The organism is Janthinobacterium silvisoli, from assembly GCF_014200725.1.
Classification (GTDB): Bacteria; Pseudomonadota; Gammaproteobacteria; order Burkholderiales; family Burkholderiaceae_D; genus Janthinobacterium.
On the sequence record NZ_JACHCL010000001.1, the window covers coordinates 1,869,338 to 1,891,514 of the forward strand.

The following is a 22,177-nucleotide window of genomic DNA, read 5'->3' on the forward strand; positions in this document are numbered from 1 at the left end:
CTTATTTGTCGGTCAAGCGGCACACCCGTTCAATATTTCCAACAGGAATACCCGACTTCAGGGCGCGCGCGATGCAGGCCGCCTTGTCGGGGCCGGAAGCGGAAATGAGCACGAAGGCCGTCAGCACCACACTGATGGCGACCAGTACGATCAATACACCTTTAACGATATCCCAATTCATGGTTGTTGTAGTAATGCATGTAATTTATGCATGGTCGCCCAGTTGCGCGAGGTCACGCCATCGCCCAGCAGCAAGCCCAGCGCCGCGATTACCTTACTGGCCAGTACGCCATCGGGGCACCAGGCATAGGCGGCCCATTTGCCGGCCGCCAGCGCTTCGGGGTGCCATTGCTGCTGCAACAACGGCGCGATACGCTGGGCGTCAAGCGGGTTGTTGATCACCAGCGCCAGCAAGCGCGAGGCGTCGCTAGTCGGGACCAGGGTGTTTTCGGCGATCAGTTCGTCAAATTGGGCATGGGACAATACCGTCACCCTGGCCGCCACGCCCAGTTTCAAGACCAGCGCTTCCTCGATCTGCGTCGCGGCATCCGCCGGCGCCACGGCGCCCGCGTTGAATACCACGTTGCCACTATTGAGCACGGTATTCACTTCCGTCATGCCCAGGTCGCCCAGCAGCTTGCGCAGGTCGGCCATGGCCACGCGCTTGGCGCGGCCTACATTAATGCCGCGCAAGAATGCTACCTGGCGCTCACCTTGCTGTATTGTCATGTTCGTCTCCCTGGCCGTCCTTACCCTCTGACAATGGTGTCACCCTGGGCAGGCGCAACACGAAAGTGGCGCCCTGGCCCACGGTGCTGTGTACCGTGATGGTGCCGCCAAATTGCTTGGCAATCAAGTTGAATACGATATTCAATCCCAGTCCCGTGCCACCCTGTCCGCGCCGCGTGGTCACAAACGGGTCGAAGACGCGGTCGATCAAGTCGGGCGCGATACCACGGCCATTGTCGCGCACCTGCATGTCGATCCAGTCCTGGTCGCAGCGCACGCCGATATGAATCGTGCCCGCCGTGTCGGCGTCAAACGCATGCTCGACGCAGTTCAGCACCAGGTTGGTCAGCACCTGCGCCAAGGCGCCAGGATAACTGTCGAACATGATGTCTGATGGGCAATCAATCGTGATGGCGATGCGCGTCTTTTTCACAGTGGGCTGCAGGCTGGCCACCACTTCGCCGATATAGTCGCGCAACTCGAACAGGCGGCGCGCTTCGCTGACCTGGTCGGCGGCAATCTGTTTGAAACTATGGATCAGATGCGCGGCGCGGTAGGCATTGTTCATGATCAGGCGCGCGCTTTCGCTGGCCGTTTCCAGGTAGCGCACAATGTCGGTCTTCCTGACGGTGCCGCCAGCGACGGCCGCACTGATGTCTTCGGTCGCTTCCTTCAAGACCGAAGCGCTGGTCAGGGCAATGCCGACCGGCGTATTGATTTCATGGGCCACGCCGGCCACCAGGCTGCCCAGTGCGGCCAGGCGCTCCGATTGCAGCAGGGATTCCTGCGCCAGGCGCAACTCATCCATCGCCTGCGCCATCTCATGCTGCGAACGGCGCGCCGCGTCTTCCGCCTCGCGAGTACGGAAGATGATGGACTTGAGCTTGCGCTGCACCGCATTGAAACCGCGGATCACGTCGCCCAGTTCATCGCGCCGCGTTTCCGGCAGTTCTTCCACTTCATCGCTGCCGCGCGTGGCCAGGTCAAACAGACCATCGCGCAACTGGCGCAAGGGGCGAAAGATGATGCGCAGGCTGAGCGCCAGTGCCGCCACCAGGATGATGTCAAGCAGCAACACCTCCATTACCTTGCGCCGCACCTCGCTACGCAAGGCGGCATCGATCTGTTCGCCGCTGAAGTTGACGATGACCTTGCCGACGATCACTGGCCTGGCGCCGCTGGAGGCCATGGCGTCGCGAAACACCAGCGGCGCTTCGATGGGCGTGCCGGCTATCGCCAGATCGATTAGCAAGGGATGCAGCGCACCCGAGGCATCGCGCATTTCTCCCGCAAACAGGCCGACGGAAGCGTCATACACGCGGATGGCGATCAATTCAGGCGGCAACATTTCCGCCGCCACAATGCTGTCGACCTTGGATTTATCGAGATCCCACAAGGCTGAAGGCAAGCTCGTCTGGAGGCGAGTCAGCACGCCAGTGCGCAGGCGCGCACTATCTGCCTCCAGGTCACGACTGAGTGTATATTGGGTATAGCTGCCGGAAATGCCGAGCACCAGGGTGACGATGACGACAAACAGCAAGGTCAGCCTGACCTGGGTACGCATAGTCGTTGCCATCATCGCTGCCATTGAACAGCACTCCCGGAGTGTGGACTGCCGCTGGCCCGCGGCGCGCAGACAGGGATGTCGACGGCAGGCCAGCATAGTGGCAATGTACGTTATGAGATGCTTATTGGCAAGATTTACAACAGCCATACAGGAAAGATGGACATTGATGCAGGATGAAGACATTGCGCTGTGGCAATGATAATATCCCGCAATCATCAAAAGGAGTCATCATGACCACGCATCAGCTTTTACCCTTGGAGCAAATTCGCCCCGGTATGATCTTATCGGACGTGTTGCTCGATGCGCGGGGGCAAGTGTTACTGCCGCAAGGTGCGGTGTTAACAGAAAACATGCTATCGCTGATGCCGCGGCATGGCATCGAGATGCTGTCCATCCAGGCGCCGCCCCTGTCGCCGGCAGAACAGGCCGCGTTACAGGAAAGCTATCGCACGCGTCTGGCACATTTATTCCGCAAGCACGATCCTGCCGATCCGGACGACGCCACCACGGCACTATTGCTCAGCTATGTCAGCAACTATCGCCTGGGTATGGAAGCAGGAACAGGAGCCGCAGCATGAGCACCGCACTGCCACAACTGACTGCCGAAGACATCCTTGCCCACCTGGACGACCTGCCGTCCTTGCCCGCCGTCGTGATGGAACTGTTGAACAGTATCGACCAGGAAGACGTCGATATTTCCGTGCTGGCGAAAAAAGTGTCGTACGACCAGGCGCTGACGGCCAAGACTTTGCGCCTGGCGAACTCCTCGCAATACGGCTTGCAAGTGAAGGCCACCACCATCCAGCAAGCCATCACCTACCTGGGTTTCCAGACTACCCGCAGCCTGATCACCTCGGCAGCGATCACGGGCGCTTTCCCGGAAGGGCGCTGCCCCGGTTTCGATGACAAGGCATTCTGGCGCCATTCGGTGGCCACGGCCGCCTGCGCGAAAGTGCTGGCGCGGCATGTGCGCTTCAACCAGGATTACGCATTTACCGCAGGCTTGCTGCACAATATCGGCCGGCTGGTGCTGGTCAGCAGCTTCCCCGAACATTATGCACAGGCGCTCGCCTTCCGCGCCCAGCAAGATTGCAGCATGCTGGAAGCGGAACAAACGATACTGGGCGTGGACCATGTGCAGGCGGGCGTGGCCCTGGCCGAACACTGGAATTTTTCCGATACCATCCGCCTGGCCATCGCCAATTATGTGCAGCCGGAAGTGGCAGGTGCGGGTTTCCTGGCGGCATTGATTCATGTCGCCAATGCGGTGGTATGCGCGCTGGACCTGGCGCAGGCGGTGGACGATATGGTGCCGCGCGTTTCGCCGGTGGCGTGGGCAGCGCTGGGACTGGAAGAGGAAGCGTATCTGCAGCTGTTCCGCGAAACGGAATTGCGCTACGGTGAAATCACGGCGGCTTTGCTCAGCTGAATCAGCGTTGCCAGGAGCGCCAAGAAAAACGGCCTTCGCATCAAGCGAAAGCCGTTATTTTTTCCACTACGGTGACTGCAGGGTGCGCCGTCAAGGCTAGCTGTGTGCTGACAGTCATTGCACCGATAAAACAGTTCTCATGCCACCGCAGCATCAATGCGCGTAATTCGCTTCTTGCGCATCGCCACGGTCTTCCGCTTTTGGGCGGCCCTGGGCGTCGGACAAACGATACTTGGTGCGGCGGTCGCCCATCAAATCACGCAGATCACGGATGCTCATGCCCGTCACTTCGTGCATGCGGATCAGCAGCGAAGCGCCGACTGGCAGACGGTGATGACGGATCTTGCTGATCACCGGTGGCGCCACTTCCAGCAAGCGCGACAGGGCTGCATCGTTCTTCAGCTGCATCTTGCTCAGCAGAATATCCAGCAGGTGGTTAGGGTTGTAGCTTTCTTGAGATGCTAATGCATGATGTGCCATGATTTTTCCTCGTCTAGTAAAGTCTGGTGAATGTTGATGTTGAAAGAATGCCGATCCGAACTTAAGGCTGACTTAGAGTTCAAAAAATTTATTCATGTCCGCCCTTCACTCTTTTCTCCTGCTTTCTCCTGCCCCTCTCCATCCTGCCGCGCTACCTGTACCGGGACTCGCACAGCCACGTCCAGCAAGGTGATCCACCTTGCTGCATGGGTGAATAACACTTGCAATCGACTGAAATGAATTGCATATAAAGCAATATACTAGTCTAAAGCCGCAGCATCCGCGCTCCGCGCAACCTTCCTGATTGTTAAATATCAAGCTAGTTGCGGGTATGCTTTTTAGTGATGCCATTTCAACACATTAGGATGCCAGCGGGCGCGCACTAGGTTTTGTAGCAACTTGTTACAAATCAATGATTCACTCAGGAAACAAATGGCAATGACAGACGCAAACCCGCCATGTTTTTTACTATCGCCACGGCGGCAAGTGCAGCATGGCCCGTGGGGGAGATTTACGTTAAACTAACGCCTGACCAGCAGCCTGCGCCATAGTGCAAGACATCTCGCCAGGCCTGCCTACCGCCTCGTTCCGCGGCATCCCACCAACATCCCATGACCGCTAAAGCACCTGACTCCATGCAGAAAAAAGTATTCATTAAAACCTTCGGCTGCCAGATGAACGAGTACGACTCGGACAAGATGGCCGACGTGCTGGGCGCATCCGACGGCCTGGTGCGCACCGAGCGTCCCGAAGAAGCCGATGTCATCCTGCTCAATACCTGTTCCGTGCGCGAAAAGGCGCAGGAAAAAGTGTTTTCCGACCTGGGCCGCTTGCGCGAACTGAAACTGGCCAATCCGAATCTGCTGATCGGCGTGGGCGGCTGCGTGGCCTCGCAGGAAGGCGACGCCATCGTCAAGCGCGCGCCGTATGTCGACATGGTGTTCGGTCCGCAAACCCTGCACCGCCTGCCACAAATGATCCAGCTGCGCCGCTCCAGCGGCGCCTCGCAAGTAGACATCAGCTTCCCGGAAATCGAAAAGTTCGACCATATGCCGCCAGCCAAGGTCGAGGGCGCCTCGGCGTTCGTCTCCATCATGGAAGGCTGCAGCAAATACTGCAGCTACTGCGTGGTGCCGTACACGCGCGGTGAAGAAGTGTCGCGCCGCTTCGAAGACGTGCTGACGGAAGTGGCGGGCCTGGCTGCCCAGGGCGTCAAGGAAATCACCCTGCTGGGCCAGAACGTGAACGCTTATCGCGGCGTCATGGAAGGCGGCGACATTGCCGACTTCGCGCTACTGCTCGAATACGTGGCCGACATTCCCGGCATCGAGCGCATGCGCTTCGTTACCAGCCACCCGAAGGAATTCACGCAGCGCCTGATCGACGCCTACGCCAAGATCCCGCAACTGGTCGATCATCTGTACCTGCCGGCGCAGCATGGCTCCGACAAGGTGCTGGGCGCCATGAAGCGCGGCTACACGGGCCTGGAATACAAGTCCATCATCCGCCGCATCCGCGCCGTGCGCCCGAACATGGCGATTTCCTCGGACTTCATCGTCGGTTTCCCGGGCGAGACCCAGGCCGATTTCGACGCCATGATGAAGCTGATCGCCGACGTCGGTTTTGATAACAGCTATAGCTTCATCTTCAGCAAGCGCCCCGGCACGCCGGCCGCCAGCCTGGAAGACGATACGCCGCATGAAACCAAGCTGGCCCGCCTGCAGCAACTGCAGGCCGCCATCGACGCCAATACGCGCAAGTACAGCCTGGCGATGGTCGGCACGGTGCAAACCATCCTGGTCGATGGCCGTTCGAAAAAAGATACGGATGACAGTGAGCTGCAAGGCCGCACCGAAAACAACCGCGTGGTCAATTTCGACGCCGGCCCCGATGGTTTGCACCTGATCGGCCAGCTGGTCGACGTGCGCATCACCGAAAGCCATTCCTACACCCTGCGCGGCGAATTGGTCGCCAGCGCGCCCGCATTGAAAAGAGCCAGTTGAAAACCAAAGCCCCGATACAGCCGCATTACTTCATCCCCGAGCCGCTGGACAACACGCGCCTGGCGCATCTGTGCGGCCCGCTCGATGAAAACCTGCGCCAGATTTCCGCCGCCCTCGACGTGACGATATTCCGCCGTGGCGAAAAGTTCATCGTCGGCGGCAGCAATGCCGAACGCGCCGTGGAAATCCTGGAAAAATTCTACGCCATCGCCAACAAGGTGGTGCCGCTGGAAGAAGTGCAACTGGCGCTGGTGGAACAGCGCGCCGGCCTGTCGGCCGCCTCCGAGCACCACGCAACCACGCCGAATGCGCCCATCTCCACCTTTGTCGAGCCGGATATCGCCAGTCCCGTGCTGAAAACACGGCGCAGCGATCTGCGGGGCCGCACGCCGCACCAGATCGCCTACCTGCGCAATATCCTGGAACACGACATCAGCTTTGGTGTGGGTCCGGCCGGCACGGGCAAGACTTACCTGGCGGTGGCCTGCGCCGTCGATGCGCTCGAACGCGACGCCGTCAAGCGCATCATTTTGACGCGCCCCGCCGTGGAAGCGGGCGAACGCCTGGGCTTCTTGCCGGGCGACCTGGCGCAAAAAGTGGACCCGTATCTGCGCCCGCTGTACGACGCGCTGTACGACTTGCTGGGCTTTGACCGCACGCAAAAGCTGTTTGAAAAACAGGTGATCGAGATCGCCCCGCTGGCCTATATGCGCGGGCGCACCCTGAACCACGCGTTCGTGATCCTGGACGAAGCGCAAAACACCACCGTCGAACAGATGAAGATGTTTTTGACGCGTATCGGCTTTGGCAGCAAGGCTGTGGTGACGGGCGACGTGACGCAGGTCGATCTGCACAAGAGCCAGAAGAGCGGCTTGATCGACGCTGTGCAAGTGCTCAAAGACGTGCGCGGCATCGGCTTCACGCAATTTAATTCCACCGACGTGGTGCGCCATCCGCTGGTGGCCCGCATCGTCGACGCTTATGAAACGGCGCAGGCAGCCGAAGCCGGCGCCGCCCAATTACTTCCCCTGATCAAACCAGCAGCCGCCAAAAATGTCCGAAAAAAATAAACTCTCGCTGTCCGTGCAATATCCGGATACCCGCCTGGAAACACTGATTACGCGCCCAAAGATCCGCCGCTGGGTGCAAGCTGCCCTGTTCGCGCCCGCTGAATTGACCATCCGCTTTGTCGATGCCGAAGAAGGACGCGACCTGAACCGCGACTACCGCGAAAAAGACTACGCCACCAATGTGCTGACCTTTGCCTATAACGAGGGTGAAGCAGAACTGGCCGACGATGAGCCGACCCGCGCCGACATCATCCTGTGCACCGACGTGCTGGAAAAGGAAGCGGCGGAACAACAGAAAAGCGTGGAAGAACATACGGCCCATCTGATCGTGCATGGCGTGCTGCACGCGCAAGGCTACGACCATATGGATGATGAAGAGGCCACCGAGATGGAAGGCCTGGAAACCGAGATCCTGGCCAAGCTGGGCATCACTGACCCATATAAAGAGTAAAAAAGGAGTAAATATGGGAACTTGGGCCACCGACGCCTTTGGCAACGACTACGCCATGGATTGGGCGCAGGATTTGCAGGAATACAAAACCCTGGAACTGGTCGAAACGACACTGGACAATGTCATCGACAGCACCGAAGCCGAACTGGAAGCGCCATTCGCCGCCGAGGCACTGGCCGCGCTGGAAGTGATCGCCCGCCTGCTGGGTAAACCTGGTGCCGATGATCCGGCTACGGCCGAGGTCGATGAATGGGTAGAGCGTTGCAAGAAAAAGATCACGCCGCCGCTGCTGGAAAAAGCCGCACTGGCTTTCGGGCGCATCACGGCGGAAGTCTCGGAACTGCACCAGCTGTGGCAGGAAAGCGAACATTTCGCCGACTGGCAGGCCGATGTGGCCGATTTGCGCCAGCGCGTGCTGGGTAATATCTAACCTCAGGCAACGGCCTGGTATACGTATCAAATCTGCATCAAAAGCGGGGAATTCCGGTAAGACCCCACTTTTGGTGTATCCTATATCCCTTCGCAACAACGGCTCACGCCTCCTATGCCCGAGCACCCTAGTGGCGTCAGAACTGACGTCAAGCCCCACCGGTCACTGTTTGAACGCCTGACCGCACTAATTTCCCCCGAGCCAGAGAACCGAGCAGAATTGCTCGAAGTTCTACACGATGCGCATGAACGCAAGCTGATCGACGCCGACGCTCTGTCGATGATCGAAGGCGTGTTCCAGGTATCGGATCTCTGCGCGCGCGATATCATGATCCCCCGTTCGCAGATGGATGTCATCGACATCAGCAAGCCGATCGAGGAATGGATGCCGGAAGTCCTGTCTACCGCCCACTCGCGTTTCCCCGCGATCGAGGGCGAACGCGACAAGGTGATCGGCATCCTGCTGGCGAAAGATCTGCTGCGTTATTACGCAGAAGAAACTTTCGACGTGCGCGACATGCTGCGGCCGGCCATTTTTATCCCTGAATCGAAACGCCTGAATGTGCTGCTGCGCGATTTCCGCGCCAACCACAATCACATGGCCATCGTCGTCGACGAATACAGCGGCGTAGCCGGCCTGATCACCATCGAAGACGTGCTGGAACAGATCGTCGGCGATATCGAGGATGAATACGACTTCGATGAAGCCGAAGACAACGTCCTGTCGCTCAAGGAAGGCCAGTTCGGCCCCCGCTGGCGGGTCAAGGCCTTGACCGAAATCGAACAATTCAACGAAGAAGTGGGCGCTCACCTGGTGGACGACGATGTCGACACCATCGGCGGCCTGGTCTCGAAACACCTGGGCCGCATGGCGCACAAGGGCGATATCTTCGACCTGGGTGACTTGCGCTTCGAGGTGCTGCGCGCCGATGCGCGCCAGGTGCACGTGCTGCTGGTCGAGCGCCTGCCCGACGTGCCGGAACTGGAACTTTAAGATGCGCGTACTGTAAATGCGTTTCAGACGCGCCGCCCCCTCCGACCCCGCCAAACCGCCCCGCAGCACGCGGGCGCGCATGCTGATCGCCGCCATCGCTGGCGCGGTCGCGGTGCTGGCGTTCGCCCCCTTCGGCTACTGGCCGCTGCAAATCCTCAGCCTGGGCGTGCTGTTTTACCAGGTGCTGCGCGCACCGGGCGTCAAAACCGGCGCCCTGATCGGCTGGGCCTATGGCTTTGGCTGGTGCGCAGCCGGCACACACTGGCTGTATATCTCCATGCACCGCTTTGGCGAAATGGCCGCGCCCCTGGCTGCTGCCGCCGTAGCCCTGCTGGCGCTATTGATGGCCATCTATGTGGCGCTGGCCATGGGTGCTGCCGCCTGGCTGCGCCAGCGCTGGAAAGTGACGATACCCTCGATGCTGCTGCTGGTGCTGCCGGCCACCTGGACTCTGTTTGAATGGACACGCGGCTGGCTGTTTACGGGTTTCCCGTGGCTGGCCACCGGTTACGCCCACAACACCAGCCCATTGGCCGGCTTTGCGCCGATCGTCGGCATGTATGGCCTGGGCTGGCTGGCGGCCGTCTCGGCCGGCGGCTTGCTGCTGCTGACGCACCGCACGCGCTGGATCGCCCTGGGCGGCGTGGTCGCCCTGTATGCGGCCGGTTTCGGCTTGCAATACGTGCACTGGACGCATCCGGTAGGCCGTCCGATTTCCGTGCGCCTGTTGCAGGGCAATGTGCCGCAACAGCAGAAATTCGATCCCGGCTTCGTGCTGGGCGCACTGGAAATGTACCAGCGCGCCATCACGGCCGCGCCGGCCGACCTGATCGCCACGCCGGAAACCGCGCTGACCGTGCTGCCGCACCAGCTGCCGCCTGGTTACATGGATAGCCTGACGACTTATGCGCGCGACACGCACAGCACCCTGCTGATCGGCATGCCCGTGCTCGACGAACAGCGGCAGTTTTACAATGCGGCGCTGGGCATCACGGGCCATGGCCCGTCCTACCAGTACCGCAAGCATCATCTGGTGCCGTTCGGCGAATTCGTGCCACCGGGCCTGCACTGGTTTGTGGCCATGATGGCTATCCCGCTGGGCGACATGGGCCGCGGCGACTATGTGCAAGCACCCATGCAGGTACGCGACCAGCTGGTGCTGCCCAATATCTGCTATGAAGACTTGTTTGGCGAGGAAATCGCCGACCAGCTGGCTAGCGCCCACCGCAATGGCAAGCAATCGGCCTCGGTGCTGCTGAACGTGTCGAACCTGGCCTGGTTTGGCGACTCGATCGCCATTCCGCAGCATTTGCAGATATCGCAGATGCGCAGCCTGGAAACGGGCCGCCCCATGCTGCGCGCCACCAACACGGGCGCTACCGCCGTCATCGATGGCAATGGCAAGGTGACGAGCCAGCTGGTACAGGATACGCAAGGCACCCTGGCGGCGAATGTACAAGGCATGGGCGGCATGACGCCATACATTCTTTACGGCAACAAACTGGTGCTGGCCCTGGCTGCGCTGGCCGTCCTGTCCGCCTTCCTGTTGTCCCGCAAGAAACATAAGTAAGCGCGGCACCGGGCATATTGCCGGAAGACTCACAGCCTGCCCGTAAAAACCGCTAAAATTAGCAAACCCTGGCGTGGCCGCCAGTTACCTCACTGTGCATTATCGAGGCGACAGGCGGCCACGCTTCAAGCAAACCCTTACAGCGCGCGGCTGTCTCGCGCGGCGAACTCATACGATGCTCACATTTCAACAAATTATCCTGACCTTGCAAACCTATTGGGACAAGCAAGGTTGCGCCCTGCTCCAGCCTTACGACATGGAAGTCGGCGCCGGCACTTTCCACACCGGCACCTTCCTGCGCGCAATCGGGCCGGAACCATGGCGCGCCGCATATGTGCAGCCATCGCGCCGTCCGAAAGATGGCCGCTACGGCGAGAATCCAAACCGCATGCAGCATTACTACCAATATCAGGTGGTGTTGAAGCCGGCGCCGGAAAACATCCTCGACCTGTATCTGGGTTCGCTGGCCGCGCTGGGCCTGGACTTGAAGCAGAATGACGTGCGTTTCGTCGAAGACGACTGGGAAAGCCCGACCCTGGGCGCCTGGGGCCTGGGCTGGGAAGTCTGGCTGAACGGCATGGAAGTGACCCAGTTCACCTACTTCCAGCAAGTGGGCGGCCTCGATTGCAAGCCCGTGCTGGGCGAAATCACCTACGGCATCGAACGCCTGGCGATGTATCTGCAAGGCGTGGAAAACGTCTACGACCTGGTCTGGACCGAGTGGGAAGAGAATGGGGTGACGAAGAAGCTGACGTATGGCGACGTGTTCCATCAAAACGAAGTAGAGCAATCGACCTACAACTTCGAACACGCCAATACGGAACTGCTGTTTGCCCAGTTCAGCAACTACGAAGCGGAAGCGAAACGCCTGATCGAACTGCAACTGACGCTGCCCGCCTACGAAAAAATCATGAAGGCTTCGCACAGCTTCAATATGCTCGACGCGCGCGGCGCCATCTCGGTGACGGAACGCGCCGCCTATATCGGCCGCGTGCGCACCTTGTCGCGCCTGGTCGCGCAAGCGTATTACGACTCGCGCGAACGCCTCGGTTTCCCGATGCTGCCTGCCGCAGACAAACCAGCCGCCTGATCCGCTTATTGACGCCGTACCCAGACAAGAACACCATGAACCAAACACTGCTTATTGAACTGCTGACCGAAGAATTGCCGCCGAAAGCGCTGGCCAAGCTGGGCGCCGCCTTCAGCGCCGGGATTGTGAACGGCTTGAAAGCACGCGACTTCCTGGAAGAAAACAGCGTCGCCACCAGCTACGCCTCGCCGCGCCGCCTGGCCGTTTCCATCACCAATGTGCGCGAAGTCTCGCCCGACAAATCGATCCGTGAAAAAGTCTTGCCCGTCTCCGTGGCGCTGGACGCGAACGGCAACGGCACGCCGCCGCTGGCCAAGAAACTGGCCGCGCTGGGCTTCCCCGAGCTGACGGTGGCCGACCTGGAACGCGCCGTCGATGGCAAGGCCGAGAGCTTCTTCTACACCTATACGGCGCCCGGCAGCAGCTTGGCCACCGGTGCGCAGGCGGCCTTGAGCGAAGCAGCCGCCAAGCTGCCGATTCCAAAACTGATGAGCTATCAGCGCCCGGACGGCACGACCGTGCAATTCGTGCGCCCGGCTCACAGCCTGATCGCCCTGCATGGCATCAATGTACTGCCATTGACACTGCTGGGCTTGACCGCTGGCCGCGAGACCCTGGGCCACCGCTTCCTGACAGACGGCAAAGCCATCACCATCGCGCACGCGGAAAACTATGCCGCATCGCTGATCCTGAACGCCAGCGTGATCGCCAGCAACGAAGAGCGCAAGGAACGCATCCGCGCCCAGTTGCTGGAAAAAGCCGGCGCCGACCTGGTGCTGATGCCTGAAGCGCTGCTGGACGAAGTGACGGCCCTGGTGGAATGGCCAGTGGTCTACGAATGCCATTTCGAGGAAGAATTCCTGGCCGTGCCGCAGGAATGCCTGATCCTCACCATGCAGACCAACCAGAAATATTTTGCGCTGACCGATACGGCAGGCAAGCTGCGTTCGCGCTTCCTGATCGTCTCGAATATCGAAACAGATACGCCGGAACACATCATCGGCGGCAATGAGCGCGTGGTGCGCCCGCGCCTGTCCGACGCCAAGTTCTTCTTCGAGCAAGACAAGAAAAAGACCCTGGAATCGCGTCTGCCGCTGCTGGCCAATGTGGTCTATCACAACAAGCTGGGTACGCAAGCTGCCCGCACGGACCGCGTCAAAGCACTGGCAGGCGCCATCGCCGCCAAGCTCGGTCATGACGTGGCGCTGGCTGAACGGGGCGCCCTGCTGGCCAAGGCCGATTTGCTGACCGATATGGTGGGCGAATTCCCCGAACTGCAAGGCATCATGGGCACGTATTACGCGCGCCATGACGGCGAGCCGGAAGAAATCGCGCTGGCCGCCTCCGAACATTACCAGCCACGTTTTGCCGGCGACAGCCTGCCAACCACCGCGACCGGTACCGCCGTGGCGCTGGCCGACAAGCTCGAAACCCTGGTCGGCATCTGGGCGATTGGCCTCGCGCCGACCGGCGACAAGGACCCGTTCGCACTGCGCCGCCACGCGCTGGGCGTGCTGCGCATGCTGCTGGAAAAACGCCTGCCTCTGTCGATCCAGGGCTTGCTGGCTGACGCCGCCGCGCAATTTGCGGCCATCCCCGGCTTCAAGGACCCTGTCGCAGAAGTCACGGCTTTCATGCTGGACCGCTTGCGCGGCATCTTGCGCGAGCGCGGTTTCTCGCCGAATGAAATCGAAGCGGTGGTGGCGCAAAACCCGGACCGCCTGGACGATATCGTGCAGCGCCTGGAAGCCGTACAAGCGTTTGCCGCCTTGCCGGAAAGCGCCTCGCTGGCAGCAGCCAACAAACGCATCACGAATATCCTGAAAAAGAATGAGGAAGCGCTCAAACTGGTGGCAGTCGGCGGCGTGAACGTCGCGCTGCTGCAGGACGAAGCAGAGAAAAAACTGGCGGCCGCCGTCTCGCGCGTGCAGCCTGAAGTCGACGCGGCATTTGCCAAGGGCGACTTTACTGGCACGCTGCAAACCCTGGCCCAGCTGCGCGACGATGTTGACGGTTTCTTCAACGACGTGATGGTGATGGCCGAGGATGTCGCCCTGCGCAACAACCGCCTGGCCCTGCTGTCGTCGCTGCACGGCATGATGAACCGCGTCGCCGACATTTCCAAGCTGGCGGCGTAATGGGAGCTCCGGCGATGAAACTGATTATTCTCGACCGCGACGGCGTCATCAACCATGACTCGCCGGACTTCATCAAATCGCCTGCCGAATGGCTGCCGATTCCCGGTTCGCTCGAAGCGATCGCCCGCCTGAACCAGGCTGGCTATCGCGTGGTGATCGCCTCCAACCAGTCGGGTATCGCACGCGAATATTTCGACATGACGGTGCTCAACGCGATCCACCAGAAGATGCATACGCTGGCGCAGCAGGTGGGCGCCGATATCGACGCCATCTTCTTTTGCCCGCACGCCGGTGCGGACAATTGCGACTGCCGCAAGCCGAAGCCGGGCATGTTCCATGAAATCTCGCAGCGCTATAACACCAGCCTGAAAGGCGTGCCAACGGTCGGCGATTCGCTGCGCGACCTGCAGGCTGGCTTTATCAGCGGCTGCGTGCCCTATCTGGTCCTGACCGGCAAGGGCGAAAAAACCCACGCGACAGGTGGCCTGCCACCCGGCACCCAGGTCTTCCCTGACCTGGCGGCCGTGGTGGCCCATTTGCTCAAGGCGCCGGCGGCTTCCGCGCCCACCGTGGCATTCAGTATTTAATCTCCGGAGAACTGCATTGCGTAATTTTTCCCTGTTCCTGCGATCCCTGCTGTTCATGATCATCATGATCGTGGCCACCATCGTCTGGGCCTGCGTGTGCTTTTTTGCCGCGCCATTGAGCTACAACAAGCGCTATTGGGTGACCTCGCGCTGGAACGTGTTTATCCTATGGTGTGCCAAGGTCATTTGCGGCATACGCTACGAAGTCAAGGGCGCCGAAAATTTCCCGGACGTGCCAGCCGTCGTATTGTCGAAGCACCAGTCGGCGTGGGAAACCATCTTCCTGCTGCCTAGCCTGCCACGTCCGCTGGTCTACGTGTTCAAGAAAGAGATTTTGTATATCCCGTTTTTCGGCTGGGCGATGGCGCTGCTGCGCATGATCCCGATCGACCGCAAGCAGGGCAAACACGCATTCAGAAGCGTGGTGGCGCATGGCAAGCGCCGCCTGGCCGATGGCCAATGGATTATCATGTTCCCGGAAGGCACCCGTATTCCGGTCGGCCAAAAAGGCCAGTACAAGAGCGGCGGCACGCGTCTGGCGATTGCCACCGGCGCCGTGGTGGTGCCGATCGCGCATAATTCAGGCGAGTGCTGGCCCAAGCAGTCATTCCTCAAGCGGCCAGGTTTAATCACGGTCTCGATAGGCAAACCGATTTCGCCGGAAGGGCAAACCCCGGACAGCATGATGCAACAGGTGGAAAATTGGATAGAATCAGAAATGCGCGTCATTTCGCCTCACGCCTACAACGCTGGCTAGACGGCATCAGTGCGGTCATCCAGGAGCCGACCCTGCGCCAGCAGTTAAAGACCATCAAGGTCGGCGACCGGCAACTGGATTTGTTCGCGCACGACGTCTCGACCAGCACGCCCCCGGCGGTGCGCCACACGGCACCGCCAGCGCCGCCCGTGGTGGCGCCCGTCATAGCTCCCGTACTTCCTTCTCCCCCACCCTTACCCTCGCCACCGCGCACTGCCGATGGCCCGCCGCTGCGCCAGCTGCAACTGGGTGCCCATATGGTGGAATTCGCGCTGCGCCGCTCCACGCGCCGCTCGATCGGCTTCATGATCGACGATAACGGCTTGCGCGTGACAGCGCCCAAGCGCGTCACGCTGGCGGAAATCGACAACGCTATCCGCGCCAAGCAAGGCTGGATTGTGTCCAAGCTGCGCGAACGGGGCGAGCGCAAGGTGGAACGCCAGCAGCGCCCACCAGTGGCCTGGGTCGATGGCGCCGTACTGCCGTACCTGGGTGGCGAAATCACCCTGCGTCTGCACCAGGCGCCGCGCCACCGCGCCAGCTTCCAGCGCGACACCAACGAATTGCATGTCTGGGTCACGCCAGCCGGCAGCGAAGCGCAACTGAAGGAAAAAGTCAAAAGCTGGTACCAGCATGAAGCACGCCAGCTATTTGAAGCGCGGCTGGACCTGTATGCAGCCAGGCTGGGCGTATGCTACGACTCGCTGTCGCTGTCTTCGGCCGGCACGCGCTGGGGCAGTTGCACGGTGGAGCGCAAAATCCGTTTGAACTGGCGCCTGATCCACTTCGCGCTGCCCCTGATCGACTACGTGGTGGCGCACGAACTGTCGCACCTGCTGGAAATGAACCACAGCCCCCGCTTCTGGGCCACCGTGGAATCGATCTACCCCGATTACGATGGCGCCAAGCAGGCGCTGCGCAAGCGCTCGCAAGAGCTGCCAGTTCTGTTTAATTAAGCCGGAAGCAGCGGTTTGATCGCCGCGATGGTGCGCGGCGTAGCGCCACGGTGCTGGTTCGCAAAGGCGAGTGCACGAGATCCCATGGCCGATAAGCGCGCCGGATCTTGCAGCAGTGCCGACGCTTGCGCCAGCAGCGCATCGGCGTCAAGCACGCGCGCGGCGCCGCCAGCCTCGATGGATTGTTCCGTCACCAGCGCAAAATTGAAGGTATGCGGGCCGATCAGCACCGGTTTGCCCAGGGCCGCCGGCTCGATCAGGTTTTGTCCGCCCAGCGGCAGCAGGCTGCCGCCCACGAAAGCGCAATCGCAAGCCGCGTAATAAGCAAACATCTCGCCCATGGAGTCGCCTAGCAGCACTTGCGTAGCTGCGTCCACCGTATCGCCCGGCTGCAAGGCGGACCTGCACTGCACGGCCAGGCCGTGGGATGTAATCAGCTTTTCCACTTCGTCGAAGCGCTGTGGATGGCGGGGCACGATCAGCAGCAGCACGTCGGCCGGCAAGCTGGCGCGGGCCAGCGCATCGAGGATCAACGGTTCTTCCCCTTCGCGCGTGCTGGCGCACAGCAGCACCGGACGGTAACCAATCGCGGCACGCAGCTGCGCCCCCGTCGCCAGAGCCGCCTCGGGCACCACCACGTCGAACTTGATGCTGCCCGTGACCACCACGTTTTGGGCACCCAGCGTACGCACGCGCTGCGCATCGTCCTCGGTCTGTGCCGCCACCAGATCAATGCCGCGCGCGGCATCGGCAATCAGCTTGCCCAGGCGCTGCGCCTTGCCCAGCGAACGCTGCGACAGGCGTGCATTGGCCAGCACCACCGGCACCTGGTGACGGTTGCATTGATGGATCAGGTTAGGCCACACTTCCGTCTCCATCAGGATGCAGATATGCGGCGCAAAATGGCGGATGAAGCGGGCCGGCATGGCGCCCGTGTCATAGGGCAGATAACTTTGCACCAGCCGTGCGCCATGTTTCGCGAACAGGGCCTTGCCGGTGGCGCGGCCTGTCGGTGTCATGTGGGTCAGGATGATGCGGCATAACGGCCACTCGGCCAGCAGCGCATCGATCAGCGGTTCGGCCGCACGCGTCTCGCCGACGGAAACGGCGTGCACCCAGATCGACATCGGAGCAGTAGCAGGTCTGGCGCCATACAGGCCCAGGCGCTCGCCCCAGTGCTGGCGGTAGCCGGGTTCCTGGCGGCCGCGCAGCCACAGGCGGCCCAGCACCAGTGGCAGGGCCAGCCACCAGGCGAAGGTATAAAGAAGTCGCATTGTGTAAACCGTATAGGGAAGATCAGGCAGGATGATACTCTGCCAGCAGCTGCCTTGCGGCGGCCAGCACTTGCGCCACGTCGGGCGGCGAGCCCTTGTCGCCCAGGTTGATGATCCTCGGCGACCAGTTGCCTTCGGTTTTCCACAGCGGAGAATCGGCGTAGATTTCCACGGTCGGGCGCAGGAAGGCGGCGGCGATATGCGTCAAGCCCGTATCGACGCCGATCACCAGGCTGGCCTGGCGCGCCAGCAAAGTAGCGTCGCTCATGGACAGTTTCGGCAGCACGCGCGCATTCGGCAAACTGGCCGCCAACAGCTCGGCTTCCGCCTTTTCTTTCGGCGAGCCCCAGGGCAGCAAGATGGGCATGGGCGCCAGCGCCTGCCCCAGCGCGATCCAGTTAGCGGGCGCCCACTTCTTTGCGTCGCGGGCGGTACCGTGGAAGTACACGGCGTAGGGTTCATCTCCCATCCAGTCCGGGCGCGGTGCGCCAGGCGGCAGTTCCGGCAAGCCGAAATCGGCCGGCGCATCGACCGTGTAGCCCAGCGCCGCAGCGGCCACCAGACGGCCACGCGCCACTGCGTGCGTACGCGGATTCAAAGGAATGCTCTTGCTATGGAACAGACGCGAAATGCCTTCGTAACCCGAGCCTTCGCTGCCATTGGCCAGGCCGACTTTATGGCCGCCAGGCGCCAGGCGTGCAGCGCCCATGATGATGCCCGTCTTCAGCAAGCCCTGGGTATCGAACACATAGTCGTAGCGGGTCTGGCGCAGCTTGCGGAAGAAAGCGGCGATTTCGGCCCGCGTTTCTTTCTTGCCCAGGCTTTTGCGCCAGCGCCGCAACGCAAATGGAAAGATGGCGCCGACGCGCGGGTTCAGGCGCACCAGGCTGGTGTAGCCTTCCTCGACTACCCAGTCGATGGTGGCGTCGGGAAAATGGCGGGCGATGTCCGCCACCATCGGCAGGTTATGCAGCACGTCGCCCAGCGAGGAAACGCGCACCAGCAGAATTTTCAAAGGCGCTGGCGCGCCGGCAGTACCAGCCATGACGTCAGAACGGCAGGACGGCGTCAGGCTTGGCAGCCAGGATCACGCTCTTGAACTGGCCCTGGATACGTGCCAGGGCGGCCGGCGTTTCCGCCTCGAAGCGCATCACGATCACCGGCGTGGTGTTCGATGAACGGGCCAGGCCGAAGCCGTCCGCGTATTCCACGCGCAAGCCGTCGATGGTGATGATCTGCTCGTTGCCAGGGAAAACGGCGTCGCGGCGCAGCACATCCATCAGTGCGACGTTCTCGCCTTCCTTCAGTTCCAGATGCAGTTCCGGCGTACTGTCGGACTGCGGCAAAGAGTTCAGCAAGGCAGAAGGATCGGTTTCACGCGTGAGGATTTCCAGCAGGCGCGCGCCCGAATACAGGCCATCGTCAAAACCGTACCAGCGGTCCTTGAAGAAGATATGGCCGCTCATTTCGCCGCCCAGCGGGGCGCCCGTTTCGCGCAGCTTGGCTTTCACCAGCGAGTGGCCAGTCTTGTACATCAGCGGCACGCCGCCGTGCTTGCTGATATACGGCGCCAGGTGGCGCGTGCATTTCACGTCATACAGGATTTGCGCGCCTGGATGGCGGATCAGCACGTCGGCCGCAAACAGCATCATCTGGCGGTCAGGATAGATGATCTGGCCATCCTTCGTGACCACGCCCAGGCGGTCGCCGTCGCCGTCAAACGCGATGCCGATCTCGGCATCCGTCTCGGCCAGGCAGCGTATCAGGTCTTGCAGGTTTTCCGGATGCGCCGGGTCGGGATGGTGATTGGGGAAATTGCCATCGACTTCGCAAAACAGTTCGATCACCTCGCAGCCCATGCCGCGGAACAGGTCGCCCGCGAACGCGCCGGCTACGCCATTGCCGCAATCGACGGCGATCTTGATCGGTCGCGCCAGTTTGACGTCGCCGAGGATGCGTTCGAGGTAAGCCGCGCGGATATCGTGCGTGACATAGCTGCCTGGCTTGGCGCTGTCGGCGCCGTCGTGGGCGATGATGTCGTCATACAGGCCAGTAATCGCTACGCCATGGATCGCCTCGCCGGCCAGCACCATCTTGAAACCGTTGTAGTCAGGCGGATTGTGGCTGCCAGTGACCATGATGCCGGAGCGCGTATCGAGTACGTTCGTGCCGAAGTACACCATCGGCGTGGCGACCACGCCAAGGTCGATAACATCGACACCGGCCGACTGCAAGCCTTGCGCCAGTGCCGCCGCCAGTTCCGGTCCCGACAAACGGCCATCGCGGCCGATCACCACTCTTTGCTCGCCCTTGGCCAGTGCGGCCCGGCCAAAAGCCTGCCCAATCTTGCGTGCCACACTGGCATCGAGAGTTTTAGCAATGATGCCGCGAATATCGTATGCCTTGAAGATCGTTTTTGACAGTGGGAGTTGGGTCATGGTTATCGGTATTGATGGATAAAAAATAGGGAACGGTCGCACCAGCAGGCACTCACCTGAAAGTGGGCGCTGCGCCGGAAAGTATACTGAATTATACGCGCAGCAGATCGATATCCTTGCCCGATACCAACCAGTCCCTGACCCACAGCGGTTGGCGGCCACGGCCGGTCCATTGCAGCTCAGCTTGCTCAGGATGGCGAAACTTCGTTGCCACCGTTTTTTTCTCTGCCGATGGCTTGGCCTGGATGATATCCTGCAAAGCAATACCGGCATTTTTCGCAATCGCCAGGATTTCATCGCGCGCCGCCGCCACATGCTGTTGCTCGCGCTTGATAAGTTCCAGGCCCACCTTATCTTGCAAGGTGCGCAAATCCGATCCCGACATTTCTGACAAATTCATTCTGATCATTCCTTTTTAAAAGACCGATAGATTCGGCACGAAAATGCGATGCTGGAATAGTTAAATATATAGCGGCTATTCAGGCAGACCGGCTTTATCTGTCTTTTTCACACCATCGTTGAACATACAATTTAAATCAATTCAAATTATAGCAAAACAATTCAGTTAAAAATGCAATGCAATTCGATTAATTATTACCAAATTGTAATAATTAACTTGAACGTATAAAGTTCATCAAGGGAAATAATCAAAAGAGAATACCGGCCATCGCGCTGAAAACACGATACGGTATGCGGATGTCAAAGAATATACTACGGAATTATCGCAGGCATTATTACCATAAGTATCGCCTTGCGCTGCCGCGCTGCTGCGCCGTACACAGTGGGATGTGGCTGGAGATCAGACTATATGCGGGGGAGAACCATATTCGTGCATGCTGATGATGAGATCAGAATGCAGAGGCATGGCAACAGGGTAGTAGGACATAGCGTTGCACTACGTCAATGCTGGCATAAGCCAGGCGATGCGCCAGCCAGGTGCGGCAGCCTTGCTGCAGCCGCACCTGACGTATTTGCTACGCGCCGATACGTCCCATGACTTCGACCACATGGTCGATCTGCTCGTGGGTATGGCCGGCGTTCATCATGAAACGCAGGCGCGCCTTGCCAATCGGCGCGGCCGGGAATTGCACGGAGTCGACGTGGATGCCTTCGGCTTTCAGGGCCTTGGCGAAGTTCAGACAGCGCTCGGCGTCGCCGATCAACACGGGCACAATCGGCGTCTCGGTCGACAGCAGTTCAAAACCCAGTGGACGCATGCGCTCGACAAAATAGCGCTGGTTATCCCACAGCCGCTGGCGCCGCTGCGGTTCTTCGACCAGCAAGTCCAGCGCAGCGATCAGTGCGGCGGCCTGGTCCGGCGGTGGCGGGCAGGTAAAACCGTAAGCCGAGCTGGTCAGGCGAATCACGTCTGCGATGTCGCGTTCGACAGCCACAAAACCACCGATCGCACCGAATGCCTTGCTCAAGGTGCCCATCTGGATAATGTTGGGGCTGTAGCAATTGAAGTGCTCGGACGTACCGCCACCGTGTTCACCAAGCACGCCGGTTGCATGTGCATCGTCGATGTACAGGATGGCGCCGTATTTCTCGGCGATGGCGACCAGGTCGGGAATAGGCGCAATCGTGCCTTCCATACTGAACACGCCATCGCTGACGATAATCGGCGTGGTACCTTCGGCGGCTTTCAGCAGCGATTCCAGGTGGCCCATGTCGCAATGGCGGTACTTATGGCTGGGCACGCCCGACATATGGATGCCTTCGCGGATGCTCACATGGTTAAATTCGTCCGAATAATACACATATTTGCGGCGCTTCACGGCGCGGTAACCGTACAGCCGCGCCATCGTGCCAGCCTTCACGAGCGACGACAGCACGCCGATATTGGTCATATAACCGGTCACGAACAGCACCGCATCTGATTTATGCTTGAGCGCTCCCAGGCGGCGTTCAAGTTCACGGTACACATCCAGGTCACCGCCGAGCAGGCGCGACTCGCAATTGCCTACACCGTAGCGATCCAGACCATCCTTGGCGGCACTGACCAGGCGCGGATGGTTGGCCAGCGCCAGATAGTTATTACTACTGAAAGATACAAAGGTCTTGCCTTCAGAGATAAAGGTAGGATCGGGCAGGCTGGCATGTACGCCCGACTCGTGATGGACCGAATTGGTCGTCAGCCAGGAAGCAATATCGCTTAATTCATTCATAATATTCTCATCTTCAACGGAGCAGTTTGCGCCAGGACACGCCGCTG

General features: G+C 60.3%; 22 protein-coding genes. 13 read left to right on the forward strand and 9 right to left on the reverse strand.

Going from position 1 to position 22,177, the window contains the following annotated elements:
• Position 1 precedes the first annotated feature (1 nt).
• From HDE75_RS08405 to HDE75_RS08415, 3 genes are read right to left on the reverse strand one after another with little or no spacing between them, the layout of a single operon-like run.
• Positions 2 to 181, reverse strand: a complete 180-nt coding sequence (locus tag HDE75_RS08405) for a hypothetical protein (RefSeq protein ID WP_183675130.1) — start codon at positions 179 to 181, stop codon at positions 2 to 4.
• A complete protein-coding gene (locus tag HDE75_RS08410; RefSeq protein ID WP_183675127.1) occupies positions 178 to 729 on the reverse strand; it encodes a DUF1697 domain-containing protein in 552 nt (183 codons plus the stop codon). Before HDE75_RS08410 ends, HDE75_RS08405 begins: the two co-directional genes overlap by 4 nt.
• Entirely contained in the window at positions 710 to 2,293 is a 1,584-nt protein-coding gene (locus HDE75_RS08415) for a sensor histidine kinase (protein ID WP_183675124.1), read from the reverse strand. The genes HDE75_RS08410 and HDE75_RS08415 overlap by 20 nt, the downstream gene beginning before the upstream one ends.
• A gap of 233 nt (positions 2,294 to 2,526) precedes the next feature.
• Here HDE75_RS08415 and HDE75_RS08420 point away from each other — a divergent pair, with 233 nt between their 5' ends.
• Together HDE75_RS08420 and HDE75_RS08425 are read left to right on the forward strand one after the other, a co-directional pair.
• Positions 2,527 to 2,874 carry a hypothetical protein gene (locus tag HDE75_RS08420; RefSeq protein WP_260173807.1) on the forward strand — a complete coding sequence of 116 codons (348 nt, stop codon included), beginning with the start codon at positions 2,527 to 2,529 and terminating at the stop codon, positions 2,872 to 2,874.
• Complete coding sequence (locus tag HDE75_RS08425; RefSeq protein ID WP_183675121.1) at positions 2,871 to 3,725, forward strand: HDOD domain-containing protein; 855 nt, start codon at positions 2,871 to 2,873, stop codon at positions 3,723 to 3,725. The genes HDE75_RS08420 and HDE75_RS08425 overlap by 4 nt, the downstream gene beginning before the upstream one ends.
• A 153-nt stretch (positions 3,726 to 3,878) precedes the next feature.
• On the opposite strand, the gene HDE75_RS08430 is transcribed toward HDE75_RS08425, so the two are convergent.
• Complete coding sequence (locus tag HDE75_RS08430) at positions 3,879 to 4,205, reverse strand: hypothetical protein (RefSeq protein ID WP_183675118.1); 327 nt, start codon at positions 4,203 to 4,205, stop codon at positions 3,879 to 3,881.
• 635 nt (positions 4,206 to 4,840) lie between these two features.
• On the opposite strand from HDE75_RS08430, the gene miaB reads away from it, so the two are divergent.
• The 11 genes from miaB (at position 4,841) to HDE75_RS08485 (ending at position 16,250) form a co-directional block, all read left to right on the forward strand.
• Positions 4,841 to 6,208, forward strand: a complete 1,368-nt coding sequence (gene miaB, locus HDE75_RS08435) for a tRNA (N6-isopentenyl adenosine(37)-C2)-methylthiotransferase MiaB (RefSeq protein WP_183676581.1) — start codon at positions 4,841 to 4,843, stop codon at positions 6,206 to 6,208.
• The gene (locus tag HDE75_RS08440; protein ID WP_183675115.1) at positions 6,205 to 7,278 is read left to right on the forward strand and encodes a PhoH family protein; all 1,074 of its coding nucleotides are present in this window, start codon (positions 6,205 to 6,207) and stop codon (positions 7,276 to 7,278) included. The genes miaB and HDE75_RS08440 overlap by 4 nt, the downstream gene beginning before the upstream one ends.
• Complete coding sequence (gene ybeY, locus HDE75_RS08445) at positions 7,262 to 7,729, forward strand: rRNA maturation RNase YbeY (protein WP_183675112.1); 468 nt, start codon at positions 7,262 to 7,264, stop codon at positions 7,727 to 7,729. Before HDE75_RS08440 ends, ybeY begins: the two co-directional genes overlap by 17 nt.
• Positions 7,730 to 7,742: 13 nt before the next feature.
• The gene (locus HDE75_RS08450; protein WP_183675109.1) at positions 7,743 to 8,159 is read left to right on the forward strand and encodes a DUF4259 domain-containing protein; all 417 of its coding nucleotides are present in this window, start codon (positions 7,743 to 7,745) and stop codon (positions 8,157 to 8,159) included.
• A gap of 114 nt (positions 8,160 to 8,273) precedes the next feature.
• Positions 8,274 to 9,152, forward strand: a complete 879-nt coding sequence (locus HDE75_RS08455; RefSeq protein ID WP_183675106.1) for an HlyC/CorC family transporter — start codon at positions 8,274 to 8,276, stop codon at positions 9,150 to 9,152.
• A gap of 16 nt (positions 9,153 to 9,168) precedes the next feature.
• Positions 9,169 to 10,722, forward strand: a complete 1,554-nt coding sequence (lnt, locus tag HDE75_RS08460; protein ID WP_183675093.1) for an apolipoprotein N-acyltransferase — start codon at positions 9,169 to 9,171, stop codon at positions 10,720 to 10,722.
• 175 nt (positions 10,723 to 10,897) lie between these two features.
• Complete coding sequence (glyQ, locus tag HDE75_RS08465; protein WP_183675065.1) at positions 10,898 to 11,812, forward strand: glycine--tRNA ligase subunit alpha; 915 nt, start codon at positions 10,898 to 10,900, stop codon at positions 11,810 to 11,812.
• 35 nt (positions 11,813 to 11,847) lie between these two features.
• A complete protein-coding gene (glyS, locus tag HDE75_RS08470) occupies positions 11,848 to 13,950 on the forward strand; it encodes a glycine--tRNA ligase subunit beta (RefSeq protein WP_183675062.1) in 2,103 nt (700 codons plus the stop codon).
• 14 nt (positions 13,951 to 13,964) lie between these two features.
• On the forward strand, positions 13,965 to 14,537 hold the full coding sequence (gmhB, locus tag HDE75_RS08475; RefSeq protein WP_183675059.1) for a D-glycero-beta-D-manno-heptose 1,7-bisphosphate 7-phosphatase: 573 nt from the start codon (positions 13,965 to 13,967) through the stop codon (positions 14,535 to 14,537).
• Between the two features lie 16 nt (positions 14,538 to 14,553).
• Positions 14,554 to 15,294: a lysophospholipid acyltransferase family protein gene (locus HDE75_RS08480; protein ID WP_183675056.1), complete on the forward strand. Its 741-nt coding sequence runs from the start codon at positions 14,554 to 14,556 to the stop codon at positions 15,292 to 15,294.
• A gap of 53 nt (positions 15,295 to 15,347) precedes the next feature.
• Entirely contained in the window at positions 15,348 to 16,250 is a 903-nt protein-coding gene (locus HDE75_RS08485; protein WP_311735095.1) for a M48 family metallopeptidase, read from the forward strand.
• On the opposite strand, the gene waaA is transcribed toward HDE75_RS08485, so the two are convergent.
• The 5 genes from waaA to HDE75_RS08510 form a co-directional block, all read right to left on the reverse strand.
• On the reverse strand, positions 16,247 to 17,524 hold the full coding sequence (gene waaA, locus HDE75_RS08490) for a lipid IV(A) 3-deoxy-D-manno-octulosonic acid transferase (RefSeq protein ID WP_183675053.1): 1,278 nt from the start codon (positions 17,522 to 17,524) through the stop codon (positions 16,247 to 16,249). The two genes, HDE75_RS08485 and waaA, sit on opposite strands and share 4 nt — an antisense overlap.
• Before the next feature lie 22 nt (positions 17,525 to 17,546).
• Positions 17,547 to 18,569 carry a lipopolysaccharide heptosyltransferase I gene (waaC, locus tag HDE75_RS08495; protein ID WP_183675051.1) on the reverse strand — a complete coding sequence of 341 codons (1,023 nt, stop codon included), beginning with the start codon at positions 18,567 to 18,569 and terminating at the stop codon, positions 17,547 to 17,549.
• 4 nt (positions 18,570 to 18,573) lie between these two features.
• Positions 18,574 to 19,962, reverse strand: coding sequence for a phosphomannomutase/phosphoglucomutase (locus HDE75_RS08500; RefSeq protein WP_183675048.1), 1,389 nt, complete (start codon positions 19,960 to 19,962; stop codon positions 18,574 to 18,576).
• A 91-nt stretch (positions 19,963 to 20,053) separates the two neighbouring features.
• Positions 20,054 to 20,362, reverse strand: coding sequence for an H-NS histone family protein (locus tag HDE75_RS08505; RefSeq protein WP_183675045.1), 309 nt, complete (start codon positions 20,360 to 20,362; stop codon positions 20,054 to 20,056).
• 574 nt (positions 20,363 to 20,936) lie between these two features.
• Positions 20,937 to 22,130, reverse strand: coding sequence for an aminotransferase class I/II-fold pyridoxal phosphate-dependent enzyme (locus HDE75_RS08510; protein ID WP_183675043.1), 1,194 nt, complete (start codon positions 22,128 to 22,130; stop codon positions 20,937 to 20,939).
• Positions 22,131 to 22,177: the final 47 nt, after the last annotated feature.